The 16,989-nt window shown below is 73.4% G+C and carries 18 protein-coding genes; 5 read left to right on the forward strand and 13 right to left on the reverse strand.

What is annotated here, in order from left to right:
- Window positions 1-227: 227 nt before the first annotated feature.
- On the forward strand, window positions 228-968 hold the full coding sequence (locus ACZ6K0_RS26795) for a GntR family transcriptional regulator (protein WP_376396915.1): 741 nt from the start codon (window positions 228-230) through the stop codon (window positions 966-968).
- A gap of 50 nt (window positions 969-1,018) precedes the next feature.
- Here ACZ6K0_RS26795 and ACZ6K0_RS26800 read toward each other — a convergent pair whose 3' ends face one another.
- A complete protein-coding gene (locus ACZ6K0_RS26800; protein WP_376396913.1) occupies window positions 1,019-2,176 on the reverse strand; it encodes an ROK family transcriptional regulator in 1,158 nt (385 codons plus the stop codon).
- 162 nt (window positions 2,177-2,338) lie between these two features.
- On the opposite strand from ACZ6K0_RS26800, the gene ACZ6K0_RS26805 reads away from it, so the two are divergent.
- Window positions 2,339-2,761, forward strand: coding sequence for a hypothetical protein (locus tag ACZ6K0_RS26805; RefSeq protein WP_376396910.1), 423 nt, complete (start codon window positions 2,339-2,341; stop codon window positions 2,759-2,761).
- Between the two features lie 8 nt (window positions 2,762-2,769).
- Here ACZ6K0_RS26805 and mug read toward each other — a convergent pair whose 3' ends face one another.
- Both mug and purB read right to left on the reverse strand, forming a co-directional pair.
- On the reverse strand, window positions 2,770-3,267 hold the full coding sequence (gene mug / locus ACZ6K0_RS26810; protein ID WP_376396907.1) for a G/U mismatch-specific DNA glycosylase: 498 nt from the start codon (window positions 3,265-3,267) through the stop codon (window positions 2,770-2,772).
- A 62-nt stretch (window positions 3,268-3,329) separates the two neighbouring features.
- On the reverse strand, window positions 3,330-4,772 hold the full coding sequence (gene purB, locus ACZ6K0_RS26815; RefSeq protein ID WP_376396904.1) for an adenylosuccinate lyase: 1,443 nt from the start codon (window positions 4,770-4,772) through the stop codon (window positions 3,330-3,332).
- A gap of 493 nt (window positions 4,773-5,265) precedes the next feature.
- On the opposite strand from purB, the gene ACZ6K0_RS26820 reads away from it, so the two are divergent.
- Window positions 5,266-5,445: a hypothetical protein gene (locus ACZ6K0_RS26820; protein ID WP_376396901.1), complete on the forward strand. Its 180-nt coding sequence runs from the start codon at window positions 5,266-5,268 to the stop codon at window positions 5,443-5,445.
- Between the two features lie 176 nt (window positions 5,446-5,621).
- Here the strand turns inward: ACZ6K0_RS26820 and ACZ6K0_RS26825 are convergent, their stop codons facing one another.
- Both ACZ6K0_RS26825 and ACZ6K0_RS26830 read right to left on the reverse strand, forming a co-directional pair.
- Window positions 5,622-5,990 carry a hypothetical protein gene (locus tag ACZ6K0_RS26825; RefSeq protein WP_469232516.1) on the reverse strand — a complete coding sequence of 123 codons (369 nt, stop codon included), beginning with the start codon at window positions 5,988-5,990 and terminating at the stop codon, window positions 5,622-5,624.
- Window positions 5,991-6,085: 95 nt separating this feature from the next.
- Window positions 6,086-6,868 (reverse strand): SGNH/GDSL hydrolase family protein, encoded by a 783-nt coding sequence (locus ACZ6K0_RS26830; RefSeq protein ID WP_469232514.1) that lies wholly within the window; start codon window positions 6,866-6,868, stop codon window positions 6,086-6,088.
- A gap of 65 nt (window positions 6,869-6,933) precedes the next feature.
- Between ACZ6K0_RS26830 and ACZ6K0_RS26835 the strand changes: the two genes are divergently transcribed.
- Window positions 6,934-7,980 carry a maleylpyruvate isomerase N-terminal domain-containing protein gene (locus tag ACZ6K0_RS26835; RefSeq protein ID WP_469232513.1) on the forward strand — a complete coding sequence of 349 codons (1,047 nt, stop codon included), beginning with the start codon at window positions 6,934-6,936 and terminating at the stop codon, window positions 7,978-7,980.
- A 94-nt stretch (window positions 7,981-8,074) separates the two neighbouring features.
- Here ACZ6K0_RS26835 and ACZ6K0_RS26840 read toward each other — a convergent pair whose 3' ends face one another.
- The 8 genes from ACZ6K0_RS26840 to bioB all read right to left on the reverse strand — a co-directional run bounded on the left by ACZ6K0_RS26840 (window position 8,075) and on the right by bioB (window position 15,549).
- Window positions 8,075-9,094 carry a hemolysin family protein gene (locus tag ACZ6K0_RS26840; protein WP_376396877.1) on the reverse strand — a complete coding sequence of 340 codons (1,020 nt, stop codon included), beginning with the start codon at window positions 9,092-9,094 and terminating at the stop codon, window positions 8,075-8,077.
- Window positions 9,091-10,434 carry a hemolysin family protein gene (locus ACZ6K0_RS26845; RefSeq protein ID WP_376396874.1) on the reverse strand — a complete coding sequence of 448 codons (1,344 nt, stop codon included), beginning with the start codon at window positions 10,432-10,434 and terminating at the stop codon, window positions 9,091-9,093. Before ACZ6K0_RS26845 ends, ACZ6K0_RS26840 begins: the two co-directional genes overlap by 4 nt.
- Before the next feature lie 196 nt (window positions 10,435-10,630).
- Window positions 10,631-11,056: a GNAT family N-acetyltransferase gene (locus tag ACZ6K0_RS26850; RefSeq protein WP_376396871.1), complete on the reverse strand. Its 426-nt coding sequence runs from the start codon at window positions 11,054-11,056 to the stop codon at window positions 10,631-10,633.
- A gap of 64 nt (window positions 11,057-11,120) precedes the next feature.
- Entirely contained in the window at window positions 11,121-11,783 is a 663-nt protein-coding gene (locus ACZ6K0_RS26855) for a class I SAM-dependent methyltransferase (RefSeq protein WP_469232510.1), read from the reverse strand.
- Window positions 11,784-11,793: 10 nt separating this feature from the next.
- Window positions 11,794-12,138 (reverse strand): VOC family protein, encoded by a 345-nt coding sequence (locus ACZ6K0_RS26860; protein WP_376396865.1) that lies wholly within the window; start codon window positions 12,136-12,138, stop codon window positions 11,794-11,796.
- A gap of 39 nt (window positions 12,139-12,177) precedes the next feature.
- Window positions 12,178-12,990, reverse strand: a complete 813-nt coding sequence (gene bioD / locus ACZ6K0_RS26865) for a dethiobiotin synthase (protein ID WP_469232507.1) — start codon at window positions 12,988-12,990, stop codon at window positions 12,178-12,180.
- A gap of 23 nt (window positions 12,991-13,013) precedes the next feature.
- Window positions 13,014-14,294, reverse strand: coding sequence for an adenosylmethionine--8-amino-7-oxononanoate transaminase (locus tag ACZ6K0_RS26870; RefSeq protein WP_469232505.1), 1,281 nt, complete (start codon window positions 14,292-14,294; stop codon window positions 13,014-13,016).
- Window positions 14,287-15,549, reverse strand: a complete 1,263-nt coding sequence (bioB, locus tag ACZ6K0_RS26875) for a biotin synthase BioB (RefSeq protein ID WP_469232503.1) — start codon at window positions 15,547-15,549, stop codon at window positions 14,287-14,289. Before bioB ends, ACZ6K0_RS26870 begins: the two co-directional genes overlap by 8 nt.
- A 143-nt stretch (window positions 15,550-15,692) precedes the next feature.
- Between bioB and ACZ6K0_RS26880 the strand changes: the two genes are divergently transcribed.
- On the forward strand, window positions 15,693-16,874 hold the full coding sequence (locus tag ACZ6K0_RS26880) for an 8-amino-7-oxononanoate synthase (RefSeq protein WP_469232501.1): 1,182 nt from the start codon (window positions 15,693-15,695) through the stop codon (window positions 16,872-16,874).
- Window positions 16,875-16,989 lie beyond the last annotated feature (115 nt).

The following is a 16,989-nucleotide window of genomic DNA, read 5'->3' on the forward strand; positions in this document are numbered from 1 at the left end:
CCCGGGTGGCGGGGCCTTTTGCTGCGCATTGCTGCGCAGGGCTCACGGGGGCGCGAACGTCCTGTGAACGATCTAGGTCAGAGGGTCACATTCGGGGCCGTTTGGCGGAGGATTGGTCTTGACCAAGGGGGTGGCTCGCCTTATGGTCACAGAGTTAGTGCAGGAACCTTTAATAAACAAGGGCGCGGAAAAACGCCGCGGGACACGGCGAATTGCGGAGGATCAGGGTGGGGACCACGCAGCTGGAAACGGTACCGGAGCCGAAGTACCAGCACCTCAAGACAGTGATCGGCGAAGCGCTCGACTCGGACTTCGCCGTCGGAGAGATCCTGCCCAACGAGCGGGAGCTCGCGGCGCGCTTCGGCGTCGCCCGGGCCACGCTCCGCCAGGCCCTGGAGCAGCTGGAGCTGGAGGGCCGCCTCCAGCGCCGCCGGGGCGTCGGCACCACGGTCGCCCCGCCGCGCGTCGGCGTGGACGTCTCCACCGCCCAGCACGCCTGGCCCGGCGTCGGCGACGAGACCTGGGAGTCCCAGGACTCCGCCAGCGACGTGGCCCCGGCCGCCGTCGCGCGCGTCCTGGAGACCGCCGCGGACGAGCGGGTGCACGTCGTGCGCCGCATCCGCGTCACCCATGGCCAGCCGGTCGCCGCCGAGCTGCTGTACGTGCCGGCCTCCTCGGTGCCGGGCCTCAGCGCCATCGACGCCCCCGTGGGCCCCGCCCGCGCCCGTACGGTGCTCCGCGAGCTCCAGCACCTCGCCCTCGACGGCCAGGACCGCTCCGTGGAGCTCGGTTCCGCCCGCGCCGACGACGCCAAGGAGCTCGACCGGCTGCCGGGCGCGCCCGTCCTCGTCGTGACGACCCGCTACCTCTCCGAGGGGCGCACCGCAGCCGTCTCGGTCGCCACGTACCGCGCCGACACCTGCCGCCTCACCTTCGGCGACTCGGTCGACCTGGTCATGGCCTCCTGACACCCCGCGCTCCGCGCGACGGCCCGTCGAGGGACCGCCACTCCGGCGGTTCAGCGGCGGGCCGTCACCGTTCCGTCGACCGCGAAGAGCTGCTCCTCGACGTGGTCCAGGGCCAGCCGCAGCGCACCCGTGCCCACGGCGGCCTCGCCGAGCAGCGAGAGCACCACGCGCGGCGGCCGCAGGCAGAAGCGCGCCAGCTCCTCGCGGAGCGGCGGGAGGACGCCGTCGAGCCCGGCGGCCCAGCCGCCGACGACCACGAGCTCGGGGTCGATCGCCAGGACCAGCGCCGCGACGTCGTGCACGAGCCGCTGGATGAACCGGTCCACTGCCGCCTCCGCCCGCGCGTCGCCCTTGCGGGCCAGCGCGAAGACCTCGGCGACCGCCTGCTCGTCCAGCGGATGCAGCGGCTCGTCGGTGGTCGACAGGAGGTGCTCGGGGGTGACCCCGCGGCCCAGCAGGTGCAGGGCGCCGATCTCCCCGGCCGCCCCGCCGTAGCCGCGGTGCAGCCGGCCGCCGATCAGCGAACCGGCGCCCGGGCTCAGCCCCGCGAGGACGAAGACGATGTCGTCCGAGTCGGTCGCGGCGCCCTTCCAGTGCTCGGCCACCGCCGCCGCGTTCGCGTCGTTCTCGACGATCACCGGGCAGCGGAAGGAGCGGCGCAGCCGCTCGCCGAGCGCGAGGCCCGTCCAGCCGGGCAGCGCCGTGCCGAGGCGGACGGTGCCGTCGGCCTCCACGATGCCGGGCGTTCCGACGCCGACGGCCCGCAGATTGGACCGGGCGACCCCGGCCCTGCGCAGCACGTCGGCGACGACCGTGCGCACCTTGTCCAGACGCTCGTCCTCGGGGGCCGTCTCCGACACCTCGCGGGACCCGGCGCCGATGATCCGGCCGTCCAGACCCGAGAGCAGGGCGGCCACGCGGTGCGGGCCGATCTCGATGCCGAGGAGATGACCGGCCTCCGCGCGGAAGCGGAACCTCCGTGCCGGACGCCCCTGGCGCCGGGCCTCGCCCTCCTCGGGAGCCGACTCGACGACGAGCCCGCCCTCCATGAGCCCTTCGACGACGCCTTCGACCGTCGGCCGCGACAGACCCGTGATCCGGGTCAGATCCGTGAGCGTCGGCGCGTCGGCGCCCCTCAGGGCATGAAGTACCACCGCGGAGTTGATCCGCCGCAGCAGAGACGGATCCCCGCCGGTCAGCCGCCCCACAGTGTGTCCTCCCAGCTCGTGCACCTCTTCGGCGGATGGTACTCAATGGTCCGGGGTGCGGCGAGTGCCGCCCCCGGACCGCGCCCGCCGGACGCCCACCGAACCCCCGCCGGACCGCCTGACGCGCCGCCAACTGTCAGTGCCGGCCGCTTTACTGGCCTCATGACCACGGCACGTCACCTGGCGACGATCGACGAGCTCCGCGCCCGCCCCTCCGGCGGTCCCGAGGGCGCTCCGGGCTTCCACCTGGCGGAGCTCGCGACGAGCGAGGACTTCTGGGAGGACGACGGCACCCGCCGGGCGCTCGCCGAGGAGCAGTACGAAGCGGAACGGGACGGGCTGGCCGCCCTGCTCACCGCCCGCTGGGGCCCGCCGACGGAGCTGGACCTCTGGCCCGTCCTGGAGCGGAGCCTGGCCGGTGGGTCCTTACCGGAGCCCTGGGGCACCCTCTGCGCCCACACCCCGGAGCTGATCCTGTGGCGGGACGGCGAGCGGTGGATCGGTCTGGGCGTCTCCCAGTGGGACAAGGAGCTGCCGCTCCAACTGCTCGCCCTCGTGACCACCGCGGATCCGCCCCGGGCGTAGGGCCCGGCTCACGGACCGGTCGCCCGCGCGGCCTCCCGCAGCCTGGCGTACTCCTCGGCCATCGTCGCCGCCGTCCAGTGGGCGTTGAGACCGCTCGGGTTCGGCAGCGCCCAGACCCGGGTGGAGCCGATCACCCGCTCCTGCGGCCCGATGGCCGCCTTCGGCTCGCCGAAGGCCGTCCGGTACGCCGTGACACCGACGACCGCGAGCCACCGCGGCGCGAGCCGCTCCACCTTCTCGACCAGGATCCGCCCGCCCTCGCGGTACTCCTCCCGACTCAGCTCGTCGGCCCGCGCGGTCGCCCGCGCCGCCACGTTCGTGATCCCGAGCCCGTACGACAGGAGCTCCTCCTGCTCGTCGGGCCGCAGCTGCCGCGGGGTGAACCCGGACAGGTGGAGCACCGGCCAGAAGCGGTTGCCGGGACGGGCGAAGTGGTGGCCCGTCGCCGCCGTCATGAGCCCCGGGTTGATCCCGCAGAAGAGCACGGAAAGGCCGCCCGCGGCCACGTCGGGAACGACGCGGTCGCGGGCGGCCTCCAGCTCCTGCTGAGTGAACCGGGGAGTCCCGGTCAGAGGATCGCGCCGGGGGTGTAGGCGGCGGCCTCGGGGTGCTGCTTGAGGATCTCCTCGATACGGGAGACCACGACCGCGACCTGGTCGGCGGCGGCGCCCGTGAAGGACAGCTTGTCCGCCATCAGCTCGTCGAGCTGCGCCCGGTCCAGCGGGATCCGGTCGTCGGCGGCCAGCTTGTCGAGGAGCTCGTTGCGCTCGGCGCCCTGCTCGCGCATGGCGAGGGCGGAGGCGACGGCGTTCTCCTTGATGGCCTCGTGGGCGACCTCGCGGCCGACCCCGGCGCGCACGGCGCCCATGAGGACCTTGGTGGTCGCCAGGAAGGGCAGGTAGCGGTCGAGCTCGCGGGCGACGACGGCCGGGAAGGCGCCGAACTCGTCGAGCACGGTGAGGAAGGTCTCCAGGAGGCCGTCCAGCGCGAAGAAGGCGTCCGGCAGGGCGACGCGGCGGACCACGGAGCAGGACACGTCGCCCTCGTTCCACTGGTCGCCGGCGAGCTCGCCGGTCATCGACGCGTAGCCGCGCAGGATGACCATCAGGCCGTTGACACGCTCGCAGGAGCGGGTGTTCATCTTGTGCGGCATCGCCGAGGAGCCGACCTGGCCGGGCTTGAAGCCCTCCGTGACCAGCTCGTGGCCCGCCATCAGGCGGATCGTCTTGGCGATCGACGACGGCGCGGCGGCCAGCTGCACCAGCGAGGTGACCACGTCGTAGTCGAGCGAGCGCGGGTAGACCTGGCCGACCGAGGTGAAGGCGTGCGCGAAGCCGAGGTGACCGGCGATCCGCTGCTCCAGGTCCGCGAGCTTGCCCGCGTCCCCGCCGAGCAGGTCCAGCATGTCCTGCGCGGTGCCGACCGGGCCCTTGATGCCGCGCAGCGGGTAGCGGCCGAGCAGCTCCTCAAGCCGCCCGTACGCCACGAGCAGCTCGTCGGCCGCGGTCGCGAAACGCTTGCCGAGGGTGGTCGCCTGCGCGGCGACGTTGTGCGAGCGGCCGGCCATGACCAGCTCCGCGTACTCGGCGGAGAGCTTGCCGAGACGGCCGAGGACGGCGACCGTACGGTCCCGCATCAGTTCCAGGGAGAGGCGGATCTGGAGCTGCTCGACGTTCTCGGTGAGGTCGCGCGAGGTCATGCCCTTGTGGACGTGCTCGTGGCCGGCGAGGGCGTTGAACTCCTCGATCCGGGCCTTCACGTCGTGCCGGGTGACCTTCTCGCGCTCGGCGATGGAACCGAGGTCGACCTGGTCGAGAACGCGCTCGTAGTCGGCGAGGGCGGCGTCCGGAACCTCGATCCCGAGGTCCTTCTGCGCACGCAGCACGGCGAGCCAGAGCTGACGCTCCAGCTTCACCTTCTGCTCGGGGGACCAGAGGACGGCGAGCTCCGCGGAGGCGTAGCGGCCGGCCAGAACGTTGGGGATGCGGGGCTTCGCAGTCACAGCAGTCACGTGGACAGAGTTTACCCGGCGTCCATGTAGGTAGTTACACGTCCATGGTGTGGCTGAAGTCGCAGGTCATGGGGCACATCTATGCGCCTTCGTGTGCCTGCCCGTGAGGCGCAGGTGAGACGCCGGTCGTAGCAACCCACGAAGGCGCCCCCTCGGTGGACGGGGCTGCTCGGCGGCGTGCCGGTCGGAGTCTCGCTGCGGCACGAGACCGTGGAGCGGCTGGACCCCGGCGGTCGGCCGGCCATGCTCGTGTCGTCCTGGAGGCGCGGGCGTCGGCAGCCGCACGGCAGCGGGGGCCATATGTCCGGGGACGGGGGTGCGAGTGGGATTCCGCACTCCGTTCGCACTCGGTGCGTTTCGGTTACCGATCGCAGTGGTGTGGCCAAGGATGTCGTTCTCGGCTGCTTGCCACCCCTGGTCATCGCGGCAGCGTGGCGGAACGCACGCCCGCAGCGTGCCGGCTTTGTCAGGTCCGCGGCCTAGCCTTGTGTTCATGTCCGATCACCACAGAGAGACTCCCAGTCCCGACGCCCTGAACAATGCCATCCGCACCCTGTGGGTCCGCGCCGGCGAACAGCGGCGAGCACTGACCGCCGACGAACAGCGGATCTATCAGGTACTCGTGGCGGCTTGGACCGAGGCGAAGGGCGCCGAGCAGGAGCTGGCCGCTTAGCATCCGGTCGTGCCGATCGAACTCTCCGACCTGAGGTTTCCCGGGTCGGTGGCGCAGGTCGAACCCACTCGTAGCCGATCACCCACGCAAACAAGCCCGCCACCTCCTGGTGGCGGGTTTCGTCGTGGCCAGGCCGCGGGTGGGCCCCGAGGCGGTTCGAGCGTCTCGGGGCCGATCTACTCAATGAGGTCTTTGCCGAGAGTGGCGAGGGCTACGAGGAAGCTGAGGAAGCCGACGCCGAGGGCGCCGAGGGCGATCTTGTCGCCGCTGGAGGCCCGGCTCCACCAGGATCCTTGCGGGATGTCCACGGTCGGCTGGAGCACGGCTCGGTTGGCGCGACGGACGTTGGAGTTGCGGACGTGATCGACAAGGTCCGTGAGGGTGTTCGCGGTGTACCGGGTGCTGTTGCGCTGCGTGGAGATGGTGACGGCGGCTGAAGAGATTCCTTCTGGCGCAAGGCTGAAGAGGCGGTTGAGTTCGCTCTTGCCGAGTCGACAGCGGTGGTACACCGCACGTGCCTCGTCGTGTTGGGTTGGGGCCGGCATGGCAGGGATCTTGCCCGGCGGCGAGTGTTCCTGTGCGCCGGTCGCGGATCGGTGACCAACTTGTGGCCGAGCCGCGCGCCCGCGCGGCGCCCGGCTCACGGGCCGGCCGGCGCCTCGTACGGCAGGAGTTCGGGACGCTTCGGGGCGCGGCCGTCGCCGGAGGAGCGGCCCGTCAGGCGCCGTCCGATCCAGGGGCCCAGGTGCTCCTTGGCGAAGCGGGCGTCCGCGATCCGCCGGGTCGCCCAGCCGGGCCGCCCGGCCGGGGGCAGCGGTGCCCGCCAGTCGTCCTCGGGCGGCAGGCCCAGCGTCTGCCACACGGCCTCGGCCACCCGCCGGTGTCCGTCGGCGGTCAGATGGAGCCGGTCCACGTCCCACAGCCGGGGATCGCCGAGCGTCGACGACCCGTACAGGTCGACGACGAGGGCGCCGTGCCGGGCGGCGAGCTCGTCGAGGTGGACGAAGAGCTCCTCCATGCGGGGGCGGAAGCGCTCCATGACCGGCCCCTCGCGGCCGGGGCTGCGCATCAGGACCAGCTGTCCGCAGGAGGGTGTGAGGCGTTCCACTGCCTCGGTCAGCAGGTCCCGCACCCGGACCATGTCGACCTTGGGGCGGAGGGTGTCGTTGAGCCCGCCGACGAGGGTCACCACATCGGCCTTCATGCCTGCGGCCAGGTCGACTTGCTCGTCGACGATCTGGCCGATGAGCTTTCCGCGCACGGCGAGGTTCGCGTAGCGGAAGTCGGGCGTACGGGCGGCGAGGCGGCCCGCGAGGACGTCGGCCCAGCCCCGGTAGGAACCGTCGGGCTTCAGGTCCGACATACCCTCGGTGAAGCTGTCGCCGAGGGCGACGAGACTGGTGTAGGTGGCATTGATCTCCATGGCGGAGAGATCATACCGCGCGGTATGCGCGGGGTGCCGTGGAGAACCCGGGAGGGGAAGACCCGATGAGCGACGCGCTGCTGAGCACACTGGCCGAGGCCCTGGCCGAGCTGGTGACGGCCGTCGAGACCAGCGACGACGAGACCCTGGACCCCGACACGGCGGTGGCGTGGCTGGAGGTCACGGCGGACACCCTCGCCGGGCTCCCGGCGGCCGACCGGCGCGCCCTCGACGGGCACTTCCGCGCGGCGGCCCTGCGCCGGCCGGAGGGCCCCTGGCGGGACGAGCTGCTCAAGGTCTCGGAGGGCTTCGGCCTCACCGAGGACACCCACGACGCCGCCTGCGAGGCCGTCGCCGAGCGGGCCCGCCGCTTCGTCGCCGCCGTCCGGGACGCCGACCCCGCCACCCCCGTGCCCACCTGCCCCGGCTGGACCCTCGCCGAGCTGACTCGGCACCTCGGCACCGTCCAGCGCTGGGCGGAGCACCTCGTCCGCACCGGGGCCACCGCTCGGGTCCCCGCCCGGGACGTCCCGCTCGACCTGCCGCAGGACCCCGCCGCGTACCCCGGCTGGTTCGCCGCCGGCGCCGAGACCCTCGTCGCGACCCTGCGCGCCGCCGACCCGGACGCCCCGCTCTGGTCCCCGGGGCCCGAACCGCGCGCCGGGTACTACCCGCGCCATGTGCTCCACGAGGCCGTCGTGCACCTCGCCGACGCCGAGCTCGCCCTCGACGGCACGGCCGGACCGATCGACCCCGGCACGGCGGCCGAGGGAATCGAGCACCACCTCGCCACCCTCCTGTACGTCCCCCGGACCGCCGAACGGATCGCCCAGCTCGACCGCGACGGCGACCTGCTCCGGCTCACGGCCCGCGACACCGGGACGGTCTGGACGCTCACGCTCGGCGGGGGCGGCTTCACCTGGCGGCGCGGAAGCACGGCGTCCGCCGCGCGTACGGAAGCGGCGGAAGCGGAACCGACCGCGGGCGTCACGGCCGACAGCGACGAGCTGCTGCTCCTCCTGCACCGCCGGTACGCCGCCGACGACCCGCGCTTCGCCCATGCCGGGGACCGCGGCCTCCTCGACGCCTGGCTGACCGCCACCGCACTCTGACACCACGGCTCCGACAGGGGCCCTCCGAGACGCCCGAAGGGCCCCGGGAAGACTCCCGGGGCCCTTCGTCATCCCGTACGCGTACGGGAACGTGTCACGGCGCCGCCGGACGCCCCACCAGCTCGCGCAGCACGTCCTCCATCGCCACGAGACCGGCCGGCTTGCCGTCCTCGTCGAGGACCGCCGCCAGATGCGTACGACTGCGGCGCATCGCGGTCAGCACGTCGTCCAGCGGCGTGGCCGCCCGGACCCGGGCGATCGGCCGCAGCGCCGTCACCGGGAACGGCAGATCGCGCGGGGAGACGTCCAGGGCGTCCTTGACGTGCAGATAGCCCAGGATCCGGCGCTCCGAGTCGACCACGGGGAAACGCGAGAAGCCCGTCGACGCCGACAGCGCCTCCAGCTCCTCGGGAGTGGTGCCGACCTGCGCGTACACGACCTTCTCCGCCGGCATCACGACGTCCCGGACCGGACGGCGGCCCAGCTCCAGGGCGTCGTGCAGCCGCTCGGCGGCCCGGTCGTCCAGGAGCCCGGCGTGGCCCGCGTCGGTGACCATACGGGCCAGCTCGTCGTCCGAGAACGTCGCCGCGACCTCGTCCTTGACCTCCACCCGCAACAGCCTGAGCAGCGCGTTCGCGAAGGCGTTGATCGTGAAGATCACCGGCCGCAGCGCCCGCGCGAGCGTCACGAGCGGCGGGCCGAGGAGCAGCGCGGTGCGCGTCGGCTCCGCGAGCGCGATGTTCTTCGGCACCATCTCGCCCAGCAGCATGTGCAGGTACGTCGCCACGGACAGCGCGATCACGAACGAGATCGGGTGGACCAGGCCGTGCGGCACGCCCACCGCGTCGAAGACCGGCTCCAGGAGGTGCGCGATGGCCGGCTCGGCGACGATGCCGAGGACCAGGGTGCACAGGGTGATGCCGAGCTGCGCCGCCGCGAGCAGCGCGGAGACGTGCTCCAGGCCCCAGATGACGCTGCGCGCCTTCCGGTTCCCGGCCTCGGCCAGCGGCTCGACCTGACTGCGGCGCACCGAGATCAGGGCGAACTCGGCGCCGACGAAGAACGCGTTGACGACCAGGGTCAGCAGACCGATCAACAGCTGGATGACGATCATCGGCCGGCCTCCTCGGTCTCGTCCTCAGTGGTGTCGTGCGCGGGGGCGTGCAGCAGCACGCGCGCCGCGCGCCGCCCCGAGGCGTCCACCACGTCGAGCCGCCAGCCGGCCAGCTCCACGCTGTCGCCGACGGCCGGGATACGGCCCAACTCGGTCGCGAGGACACCCGCGAGCGTCTCGTACGGGCCGTCCGGCACGCGGAGGCCGATCGCCCCCACCTGGTCCGTACGGGCGGCGCCGTCGGCGGACCAGAGCTCGCGGCCGTCCGCGTCCTCGCCCGCCCGCGCCAGGTCCGGCGTCTCGTGCGGGTCGTGCTCGTCGCGGACCTCGCCGACGACCTCCTCGACGATGTCCTCCAGGGTCACGACCCCGGCCGTGCCGCCGTACTCGTCGATGACGACGGCCATCGTCTGCTTGCCGGAGAGCCGGTCGAGCAGCCGGTCCACGGTCAGGGTCTCCGGGACGAGCAGCGGCTCGCGCAGCATCTCGCCGATGCGGCGGCGCGCCCGCTCGTCGGCCGGTATGGCGAGCACGTCCTTGATGTGCGCGATGCCGACGACCGAGTCGAGGTTGCCCCGGTAGACGGGGAAGCGGGAGAGCCCGGTCGCGCGGGTCGCGTTCGCGACGTCCTCCGCGGTGGCCTGCACCTCCAGGGCGGTGACCTGGACGCGGGGCGTCATCACGTTCTCGGCGGTCAGCTCCGCCAGGTTGAGGGTCCGGACGAACAGCTCGGCCGTGTCCGCCTCCAGGGCGCCCTCCTTCGCGGAGTGCCGGGCGAGCGCCACGAGCTCCTGCGGGGAACGCGCGGAGGCCAGCTCCTCGGCCGGCTCCATGCCGAGACGGCGCAGGATCCGGTTCGCGGTGTTGTTGAGGTGGCTGATCAGCGGCTTGAACGCGGCGGTGAACACCCGCTGCGGGGTCGCCACCGCCTTCGCGACCGCGAGGGGCGAGGAGATCGCCCAGTTCTTCGGGACCAGCTCGCCGACGACCATCAGGACGACGGTCGACAGGGCCGTACCGAGGACGAGGGCGACCGAGGAGGCCACCGAGGGGGAGAGGCCGAGGGCCTCGACCGGGCCCCGGATCAGCTTGGCGACCGAGGGCTCGGCGAGCATGCCGACGACCAGGTTGGTGACGGTGATGCCGAGCTGGGCGCCGGAGAGCTGGAACGTCAGCGAACGGACGGCCTTGAGCGCGCTCGCCGCCCCGCGCTCGCCGCGCTCCGCGGCCTCTTCGAGCTCGCCGCGCTGGACCGTCGTCAGCGAGAACTCGGCCGCGACGAAGGCGCCGCACGCCAGCGAGAGCAGCAGCGCGAGGACGAGCAGAAGCACTTCGGTCATCGGTTCACCTCCGTCCCATGATCAGCCAGAGGGGAGGGGATCGCTCGATGTCGGAACGTGGAACCAGTGCTACTGGGAGGCTCGCCCATGGGCGGACGCTCACACCTTTCGGTCGTCGGGATGAAGAACCATGGTAAAGGACGAGCAAAGCAGTGTGGTTATCGGCCGCCGAGGTGCTTCGCCCGCAGGAGGACGGTCAGGCGTCGAGCGGCTTCACCCACCGGCGCCACTGGTCCTGACGCTCGTACCCGGCGGCCGTCCAGAGCCGGCGGCCCGTCTCGTTCGCCTCCAGGACCATCGCGTCCACGCGCCGGCCCCCGAGCGCGGCGAACCGCTCGTCGGCCGCGCGCAGCAGCGCCGTGGAGATCCCCCGCCGACGGTGGGAGGGCAGCACGGCGAGCCGGTAGAGCGAGGCGCGCCAGCCGTCCCAGCCGGCGATCACGGACCCCACGATCAGACCGTCGGCCAGCGCGAGGATGAGCGCGTCAGGGTCCCGCCCGACGAGCCGGGTCACCCCGTGCACGTCGTCCGAGATGGACGTCCCCTCGGCGGACTCCTTCCAGAAGTCCAGGACGGCCTCGGCCTCGTCGGGCAGGGCGGCACGTATCTGCAGATCGATCATGGCCGGATCCCATCACGCGGGGCAGCGCCCGTGCCAGGGAGTTCCGGCGGATGGGACACGCCGCTCACCGCCGGGCCACGCCCAGGACGCACGGGGAGGACGGCAGGCGCGGCCCGCTCTCCGGGACGTCGAAGGAGCGGTACGGGCCGAGGGCGAAACCCGCCGCCCCGATCGCCCCGAGCGCGTCCCGCGCGGTGTGACAGCCGCCGAAGAACAACGGCCAGACCGTACGGTCCAGCCCCCGCTGCACGCGCGCGAGCCCGGGTGTCCCCGCCGCCACGTGCTCGAAGAAACGGAGCTCGCCGCCGGGGCGCAGGACGCGCCGTACCTCCGCGAGGGCCTGCGGCACGCTCCGCACCGTGCAGAGCACCAGCGAGGCCACGGCCGCGTCGAAGACACCGTCCTCCGCAGGCAGAGCCTCCGCCGTGCCCGGCCGTACGGTCACCGGGACGGGCGCCCGCAGCGCGGCCTCCTCGGCGAGCCGCCGCAGACGGGGTTCGGGTTCGACGGCCACGACCTCGGAGACGCCGGCCGGGTAGTGCGCGAAGTTCAGCCCGTTCCCGGCACCGACCTCGATCACCCGGCCGGTGAGCCCGGCGAGCAGCTCCTCGCGCAGGGCACCGAGCCCGCCGCGCGTGTCGGCCGACACGCTGACGCGGGCGTAGAAGCGTGCGAAGAGGGGGTGGTGGACGCGGGGCGCCGGGAGTCCGGGGCGCGGGGAGGTCACGGTGCGCCCCTCACCCGGTCACGAAGCAGAACTCGTTGCCCTCCGGGTCCCGCATGACCTGGAAGGAGCCCTGCTCGTCCGTCACGAGGCCGCCGACGCGGACCGCGCCGGCGGGCCCGGCCTCCGTGGCGGCCCGGTCCGGGTCCGCCACCTCCAGGTCGAGATGGACCCGGTTCTTCACCGACTTGCCCTCCGGCACGCGCTGGAAGGCGAGCCGGACGAACTCCGGCGGATCGACGTACGACCAGTCGCCGGAGCGGTCGACCGGATCACCGCCGAGGAGCCCCGCCCAGAAGCGGACGAGGGCGGCCGGATCGGCACAGTCGAAGACGATCTCCTGAACGTGAGCACGCATGGCCCCAGCGTACGGAGTCGGCCCCGGATCAGGCGGGCATCAGGCGGGCACGTCCGCCGCGACATCCGCCGCGAGGTCCGTCGAGAGTCCCGACGCACGCTCCGACGCGAGCTCCGTCCCGAAGCCCGTCCCGAAGTCCGCCGCGTGGTCCGCAGCGAACGCCTCCGCGTCCCACGTCCCGCCGAGCGCCGGCGCCAGCCAGCCGCCCGCCGCCGCGCGGAACTCCTCGGGGTCGAGCGCGCCCGACCCCTCCGGTACGGCCCCGAGCAGCGGCGCGCCCGCCGACTCCGGCAGGTCCGCCAGGTTGCAGCGGGCCGCCAGGTCCGGCGCGGCCGGCCAGCTGCCGACCACCACGCCCAGCTGCTCGATGCCGCGCGCCGCCAGCGCCTCGGCCGTCAGGGCCGTCGAGTTGAGCGTCCCAAGACCCGCCGGGACCACGCACAGGACCGGGGCGCCGAGCAGCGCCGCCGCGTCCGCGAGCGTGCCGCCCTCCTCGTCGAAGCGGACGAGCAGTCCGCCCGCCCCCTCCACGAGCACCAGGTCGTGCGAGGCGGCCAGGGCCCGGGCGGCCTCGGCGACCTGCCGGGGCCCGACCGGGGCGAGTCCGGCCCGCAAGGCGGCCGTGCCCGGAGCCAGCGGCTCCGGGAACCGCCCCAGCTCGACCGAGGCCGCGGCGCCCGAAAGCCGGACCACCTCGTCGGCGTCGCCCGTCTCGTCGGGCCCGACCCCGGTCTGCGCGGGCTTCAGGACCGCGACCGACCGCCCCGCGGCCGTGGCCACGGCGGCCACCGCCGCGGTCACGACCGTCTTGCCGATCTCCGTCCCCGTACCGGAGACCACGACGATTCCCACTGTGTTCCTGTCCTTCCGTCCTGTCAGCCCGCCGCGGCGGCCGCGCGGACCCCCGCGCAGATCCGGGCCAGGTCCTCGTCACCGGTCACGTACGGCGGCATCGTGTAGATCAGGTCCCGGAACGGGCGCAGCCACACGCCCTCCCGGACCGCCGCCCGCGTCGCCGCCGCCATGTCGACGTCGTGGTCGAGCTGCACGACGCCGATCGCGCCGAGCACCCGCACCTCGCGCACGCCCGGGACGCCGGCGACCGGAGCGAGCCCCTCCCGGAGACCCGCCTCGATCCGCTTGACGTCCACGGCCCAGTCCTGCGACAGCAGGAGGTCGAGGGAGGCACAGGCCACCGCCGACGCCAGCGGGTTCCCCATGAACGTCGGCCCGTGGGCCAGCACCGGGACATCGCCCCGGGAGATCCCGTCGGCGACGCGGCTCGTGCAGAGCGTCGCGGCCATCGACAGATAACCGCCCGTCAGCGCCTTGCCCACGCACATGACATCGGGGGAGACCGCCGCCTGGTCCGCGGCGAAGAGCGTGCCCGTCCGTCCGAAGCCGGTCGCGATCTCGTCGAAGACGAGCAGCACGCCGTGCGCGTCGCAGGCCTCCCGCAGCACCGTCAGGTACGCCGGGTCGTGGAACCGCATCCCGCCCGCGCCCTGCACGACCGGCTCCACGATCACGGCGGCCAGTTCGTCCGCGTGACGCGCGATCTCGGTCCGCAGCAGCTCCGCGTACGACTCCTCGTACGCGGCGGGCGGGGCGTCCACGAACACCTGCCGCTGGAGCACCCCCGACCACAGCTCGTGCATCCCGCCCTGCGGGTCGCACACCGACATCGGCTGCCAGGTGTCCCCGTGGTAGCCGCCGCGCCAGGTGAGCAGCCGCTGCTTGCCGGGGCGGCCCACCGAGCGCCAGTACTGGAGGCACATCTTCACCGCGACCTCGACGGCGACCGAACCCGAGTCGGAGAGGAAGACGTGCTTCAGCGGCTCGGGGGTGATCTCGACGAGGCGGGCGGCGAGCCGTACGGCCGGCTCGTGGGTGAGCCCGCCGAACATGACGTGGCTCATCTTGTCGAGCTGACCGCGCGCCGCCTCGTTGAGCACGGGGTGGTTGTAGCCGTGGATCGCCGACCACCACGAGGACATGCCGTCGATCAACTCGGCGTGCCCCTCGGCGGGTTCGGCGAGCCGCAGCCGCACCCCGGAGGCGGACTCGACGACGAGGGGGTCCGTACGGCCCGGCATGGGGCCGTACGGATGCCAGACGTGGGCCCGGTCCAGGGCGAGGAGTTCGTCGTTACGCATTCGGCGCGAGGTCCGTACCGGCGCCCCGGCGGCGTACCGCCACCAGGTCCGTCCGCGCGGTGTTCGCCGCGGCCTCGGCCGCGGGAACCTCCGCGGCGGGCGCGTGACCGCCGCAGGGGCCGCAGCCCCCGCCGGCGGAGCCGCAGCCCGCGCCCTCCGCCGGAGCCTGCGAGCCACAGCCCGCGCCCTCCACCGAGCCGTGCGAACCGCAGCCGCCGGCCGCGACGGCGCCCGCCGCCGCGAGCGCGTCCGCCCGGTGCGCGGGCAGCGTCGTCGTGCCCGCGCCCTCCACCTCGAAGCCGGCGTCCGCGATCATGTCGAGGTCGGCCTGACCGGCCTGGCCCTCGCTCGTCAGGTAGTCGCCGAGGAAGATCGAGTTCGCGATGTTCAGCGCCAGCGGCTGCATCGAGCGCAGGTGCACCTCGCGCCCGCCCGCGATCCGCACCTCGACGTCCGGGCAGACGAACCGCACCATCGCGAGGATCCGCAGACAGCGCTGCGGGGTGAGGTTCCACTCCTTGGCGAGCGGCGTGCCCTCGAAGGGGATGAGGAAGTTGACCGGCACCGAGTCCGAGTCGAGGTCGCGCAGCGCGTACACGACGTCGACCAGGTCCTCGTCGGTCTCGCCCATGCCCGCGATCAGCCCGGAGCAGGCCGACAGACCGGCGGCGTGCGCCTTCTGCACGGTGTCGACCCGGTCCGCGTAGGTGTGGGTCTTGGTGATCCCCTCGTACGTCGCCTCGGACGTGTTGAGGTTGTGGTTGTACGCGTCGGCGCCGGCGTCCCGCAGCCGCTCCGCCTGGCCGTCCGAGAGCAGACCGAGGCAGGCGCACACCTCGACGCCCTCGTTCTGCTCCTTGATCGCCTCGATGGTCCTGCCGACGCGCTCGACGTCCCGGTCCGTCGGGCCGCGCCCGCTCGCCACCAGGCAGACCCGCTTGGCTCCGCCAGCGACACCCGCCGCGGCGGCCTGGGACGCCTCGTCCGGCTTCAGCCACGTGTACTTGAGGATCTCGGCCTTCGAGCCGAGCCGCTGCGAACAGTACGAGCAGTCCTCGGGGCACAGCCCCGACTTGAGGTTGACGAGGTAGTTGAGCTTCACCCGCCGCCCGAACCACTGACGGCGCACCTTGCCGGCCGCCGCCACCACATCGAGCAGCTCGTCGTCGGAGGTCGCCAGTACGGCGAGCGCTTCTTCACGGGTCGGCAGCTCGCGCCGCAGCCCCTTCTCCACCAGCGTGTTCAGCAGGTCCATAAGCGCTGATCCTTGCCTACCGCCCACCCCCGGGCCAAGGAGGATCCGAACAAACGCCCCCGAACGAGGTGTGTGGATGACCACATCCCGACCTCCGCATACTCCGGTTAGGGTCTGTGCGCTGCCTACAAAAGGATCGCCGCATGCCACAGGCCGACGACGCCAGGGCCGAGGGCCCGCGCCGGACCGCTTTCGACTGGACCGACGCAGAGGCGCGCCGCCGGGCGGCGGCCGGTCTCGTCCGTACGCTGCGGCCCCGGGCGGCCGAGTCGGAGCTCCTCGACCTGGCGAGCAACGACTACCTCGGCCTCACCCGCCGGCCGGAGGTCACCGAGGCGGCGGCCGAGGCCGCGCGGCGCTGGGGCGCGGGCGCCACCGGCTCGCGCCTCGTCACCGGCACGACCCGGCTGCACACCCGGCTCGAACGCGAACTCGCCGAGTTCTGCGGCTTCGAGGCGGCCCTCGTCCTCTCCTCCGGCTACGCCGCCAACCTGGCCGCGCTCACGGCCCTCGGCGGCCGGGACTCGCTGATCGTCTCGGACGCCTCCAACCACGCCTCGATCGTGGACGGCTGCCGGCTCGCGCGCGCCGAGACGGCCGTCGTCCCGCACGCCGACCCCGAGGCCGTACGCAAGACCCTGGAGGCGCGGCCGGAGCACCGGGCGCTCGTGGTCAGCGACTCCGTCTTCTCCGTCGACGGGGACAAGGCGCCGCTGCCGGAGCTCGCCGACGCCTGCCGGGCGCACGGCGCCGGGCTCGTCGTCGACGACGCCCACGGCTTCGGCGTCCTCGGCGACGGCGGCCGGGGCGCCCTGCACGAGGCCGGCCTGGCGGGCGACGAGGACGTCGTCGCCACCCTCACCCTCTCCAAGTCCCTCGGCAGCCAGGGCGGCGCGGTCCTCGGCCCGGCCCGGGTCGTCGAGCACCTCGTGAACACGGCGCGCACCTTCATCTTCGACACCGGGCTGGCCCCGGCAGCGGCGGGCGGCGCGCTCGCGAGCCTGCGTCTGATCGCCGGCGAACCGGCGCTCGCCGGCCGGGCACGGACCGTCGCCACCACCCTGTACGAGCTCCTCACGGCGGCCGGTCTGACCGCCGCGCGGCCGGACGCGGCCGTCGTCTCGGTGCGCGCCCCCTCGCCGGAGGCGGCGCTGCGCTGGGCGGCCGACTGCCGGGAACAGGGTCTGGCGGTCGGGTGCTTCCGGCCCCCGTCCGTGCCGGACGGCATCTCGCGGCTGCGGCTCACGGCCCGCGCCGATCTGACGGACGCCGAGCTCCAACGGGCGGTCGACACCATCCTGCGGACCGCGCCCGCCGCCGTCTGACCGGGTGAACTCCGCTACCCAAGAGCGTTTCCGGGGAGCAGAGTTCACCGCTTCGGGCGATAGATGCGCACATATCGTGGTGGAACGCCGGACGGGGCGGGACGATCGGAGCACT

Source organism: Streptomyces sp. NPDC042346 (assembly GCF_055581845.1).

What these genes read in the sequence shown, in the direction of transcription:
- ACZ6K0_RS26805 (WP_376396910.1), top strand. Translation starts at nt 2,339, where the DNA reads ATGACCACGGCACGTCACCTGGCGACGATCGACGAGCTCCGCGCCCGC.
- ACZ6K0_RS26835 (WP_469232513.1), top strand. Translation starts at nt 6,934, where the DNA reads ATGAGCGACGCGCTGCTGAGCACACTGGCCGAGGCCCTGGCCGAGCTG.
- bioB (WP_469232503.1), bottom strand. Translation starts at nt 15,549, where the DNA reads ATGGACCTGCTGAACACGCTGGTGGAGAAGGGGCTGCGGCGCGAGCTG.
- ACZ6K0_RS26820 (WP_376396901.1), top strand. Translation starts at nt 5,266, where the DNA reads ATGTCCGATCACCACAGAGAGACTCCCAGTCCCGACGCCCTGAACAAT.
- ACZ6K0_RS26845 (WP_376396874.1), bottom strand. Translation starts at nt 10,434, where the DNA reads ATGACCGAAGTGCTTCTGCTCGTCCTCGCGCTGCTGCTCTCGCTGGCG.
- ACZ6K0_RS26870 (WP_469232505.1), bottom strand. Translation starts at nt 14,294, where the DNA reads ATGCGTAACGACGAACTCCTCGCCCTGGACCGGGCCCACGTCTGGCAT.
- ACZ6K0_RS26850 (WP_376396871.1), bottom strand. Translation starts at nt 11,056, where the DNA reads ATGATCGATCTGCAGATACGTGCCGCCCTGCCCGACGAGGCCGAGGCC.
- ACZ6K0_RS26830 (WP_469232514.1), bottom strand. Translation starts at nt 6,868, where the DNA reads ATGGAGATCAATGCCACCTACACCAGTCTCGTCGCCCTCGGCGACAGC.
- ACZ6K0_RS26860 (WP_376396865.1), bottom strand. Translation starts at nt 12,138, where the DNA reads ATGCGTGCTCACGTTCAGGAGATCGTCTTCGACTGTGCCGATCCGGCC.
- ACZ6K0_RS26825 (WP_469232516.1), bottom strand. Translation starts at nt 5,990, where the DNA reads ATGCCGGCCCCAACCCAACACGACGAGGCACGTGCGGTGTACCACCGC.
- ACZ6K0_RS26840 (WP_376396877.1), bottom strand. Translation starts at nt 9,094, where the DNA reads ATGATCGTCATCCAGCTGTTGATCGGTCTGCTGACCCTGGTCGTCAAC.
- ACZ6K0_RS26880 (WP_469232501.1), top strand. Translation starts at nt 15,693, where the DNA reads ATGCCACAGGCCGACGACGCCAGGGCCGAGGGCCCGCGCCGGACCGCT.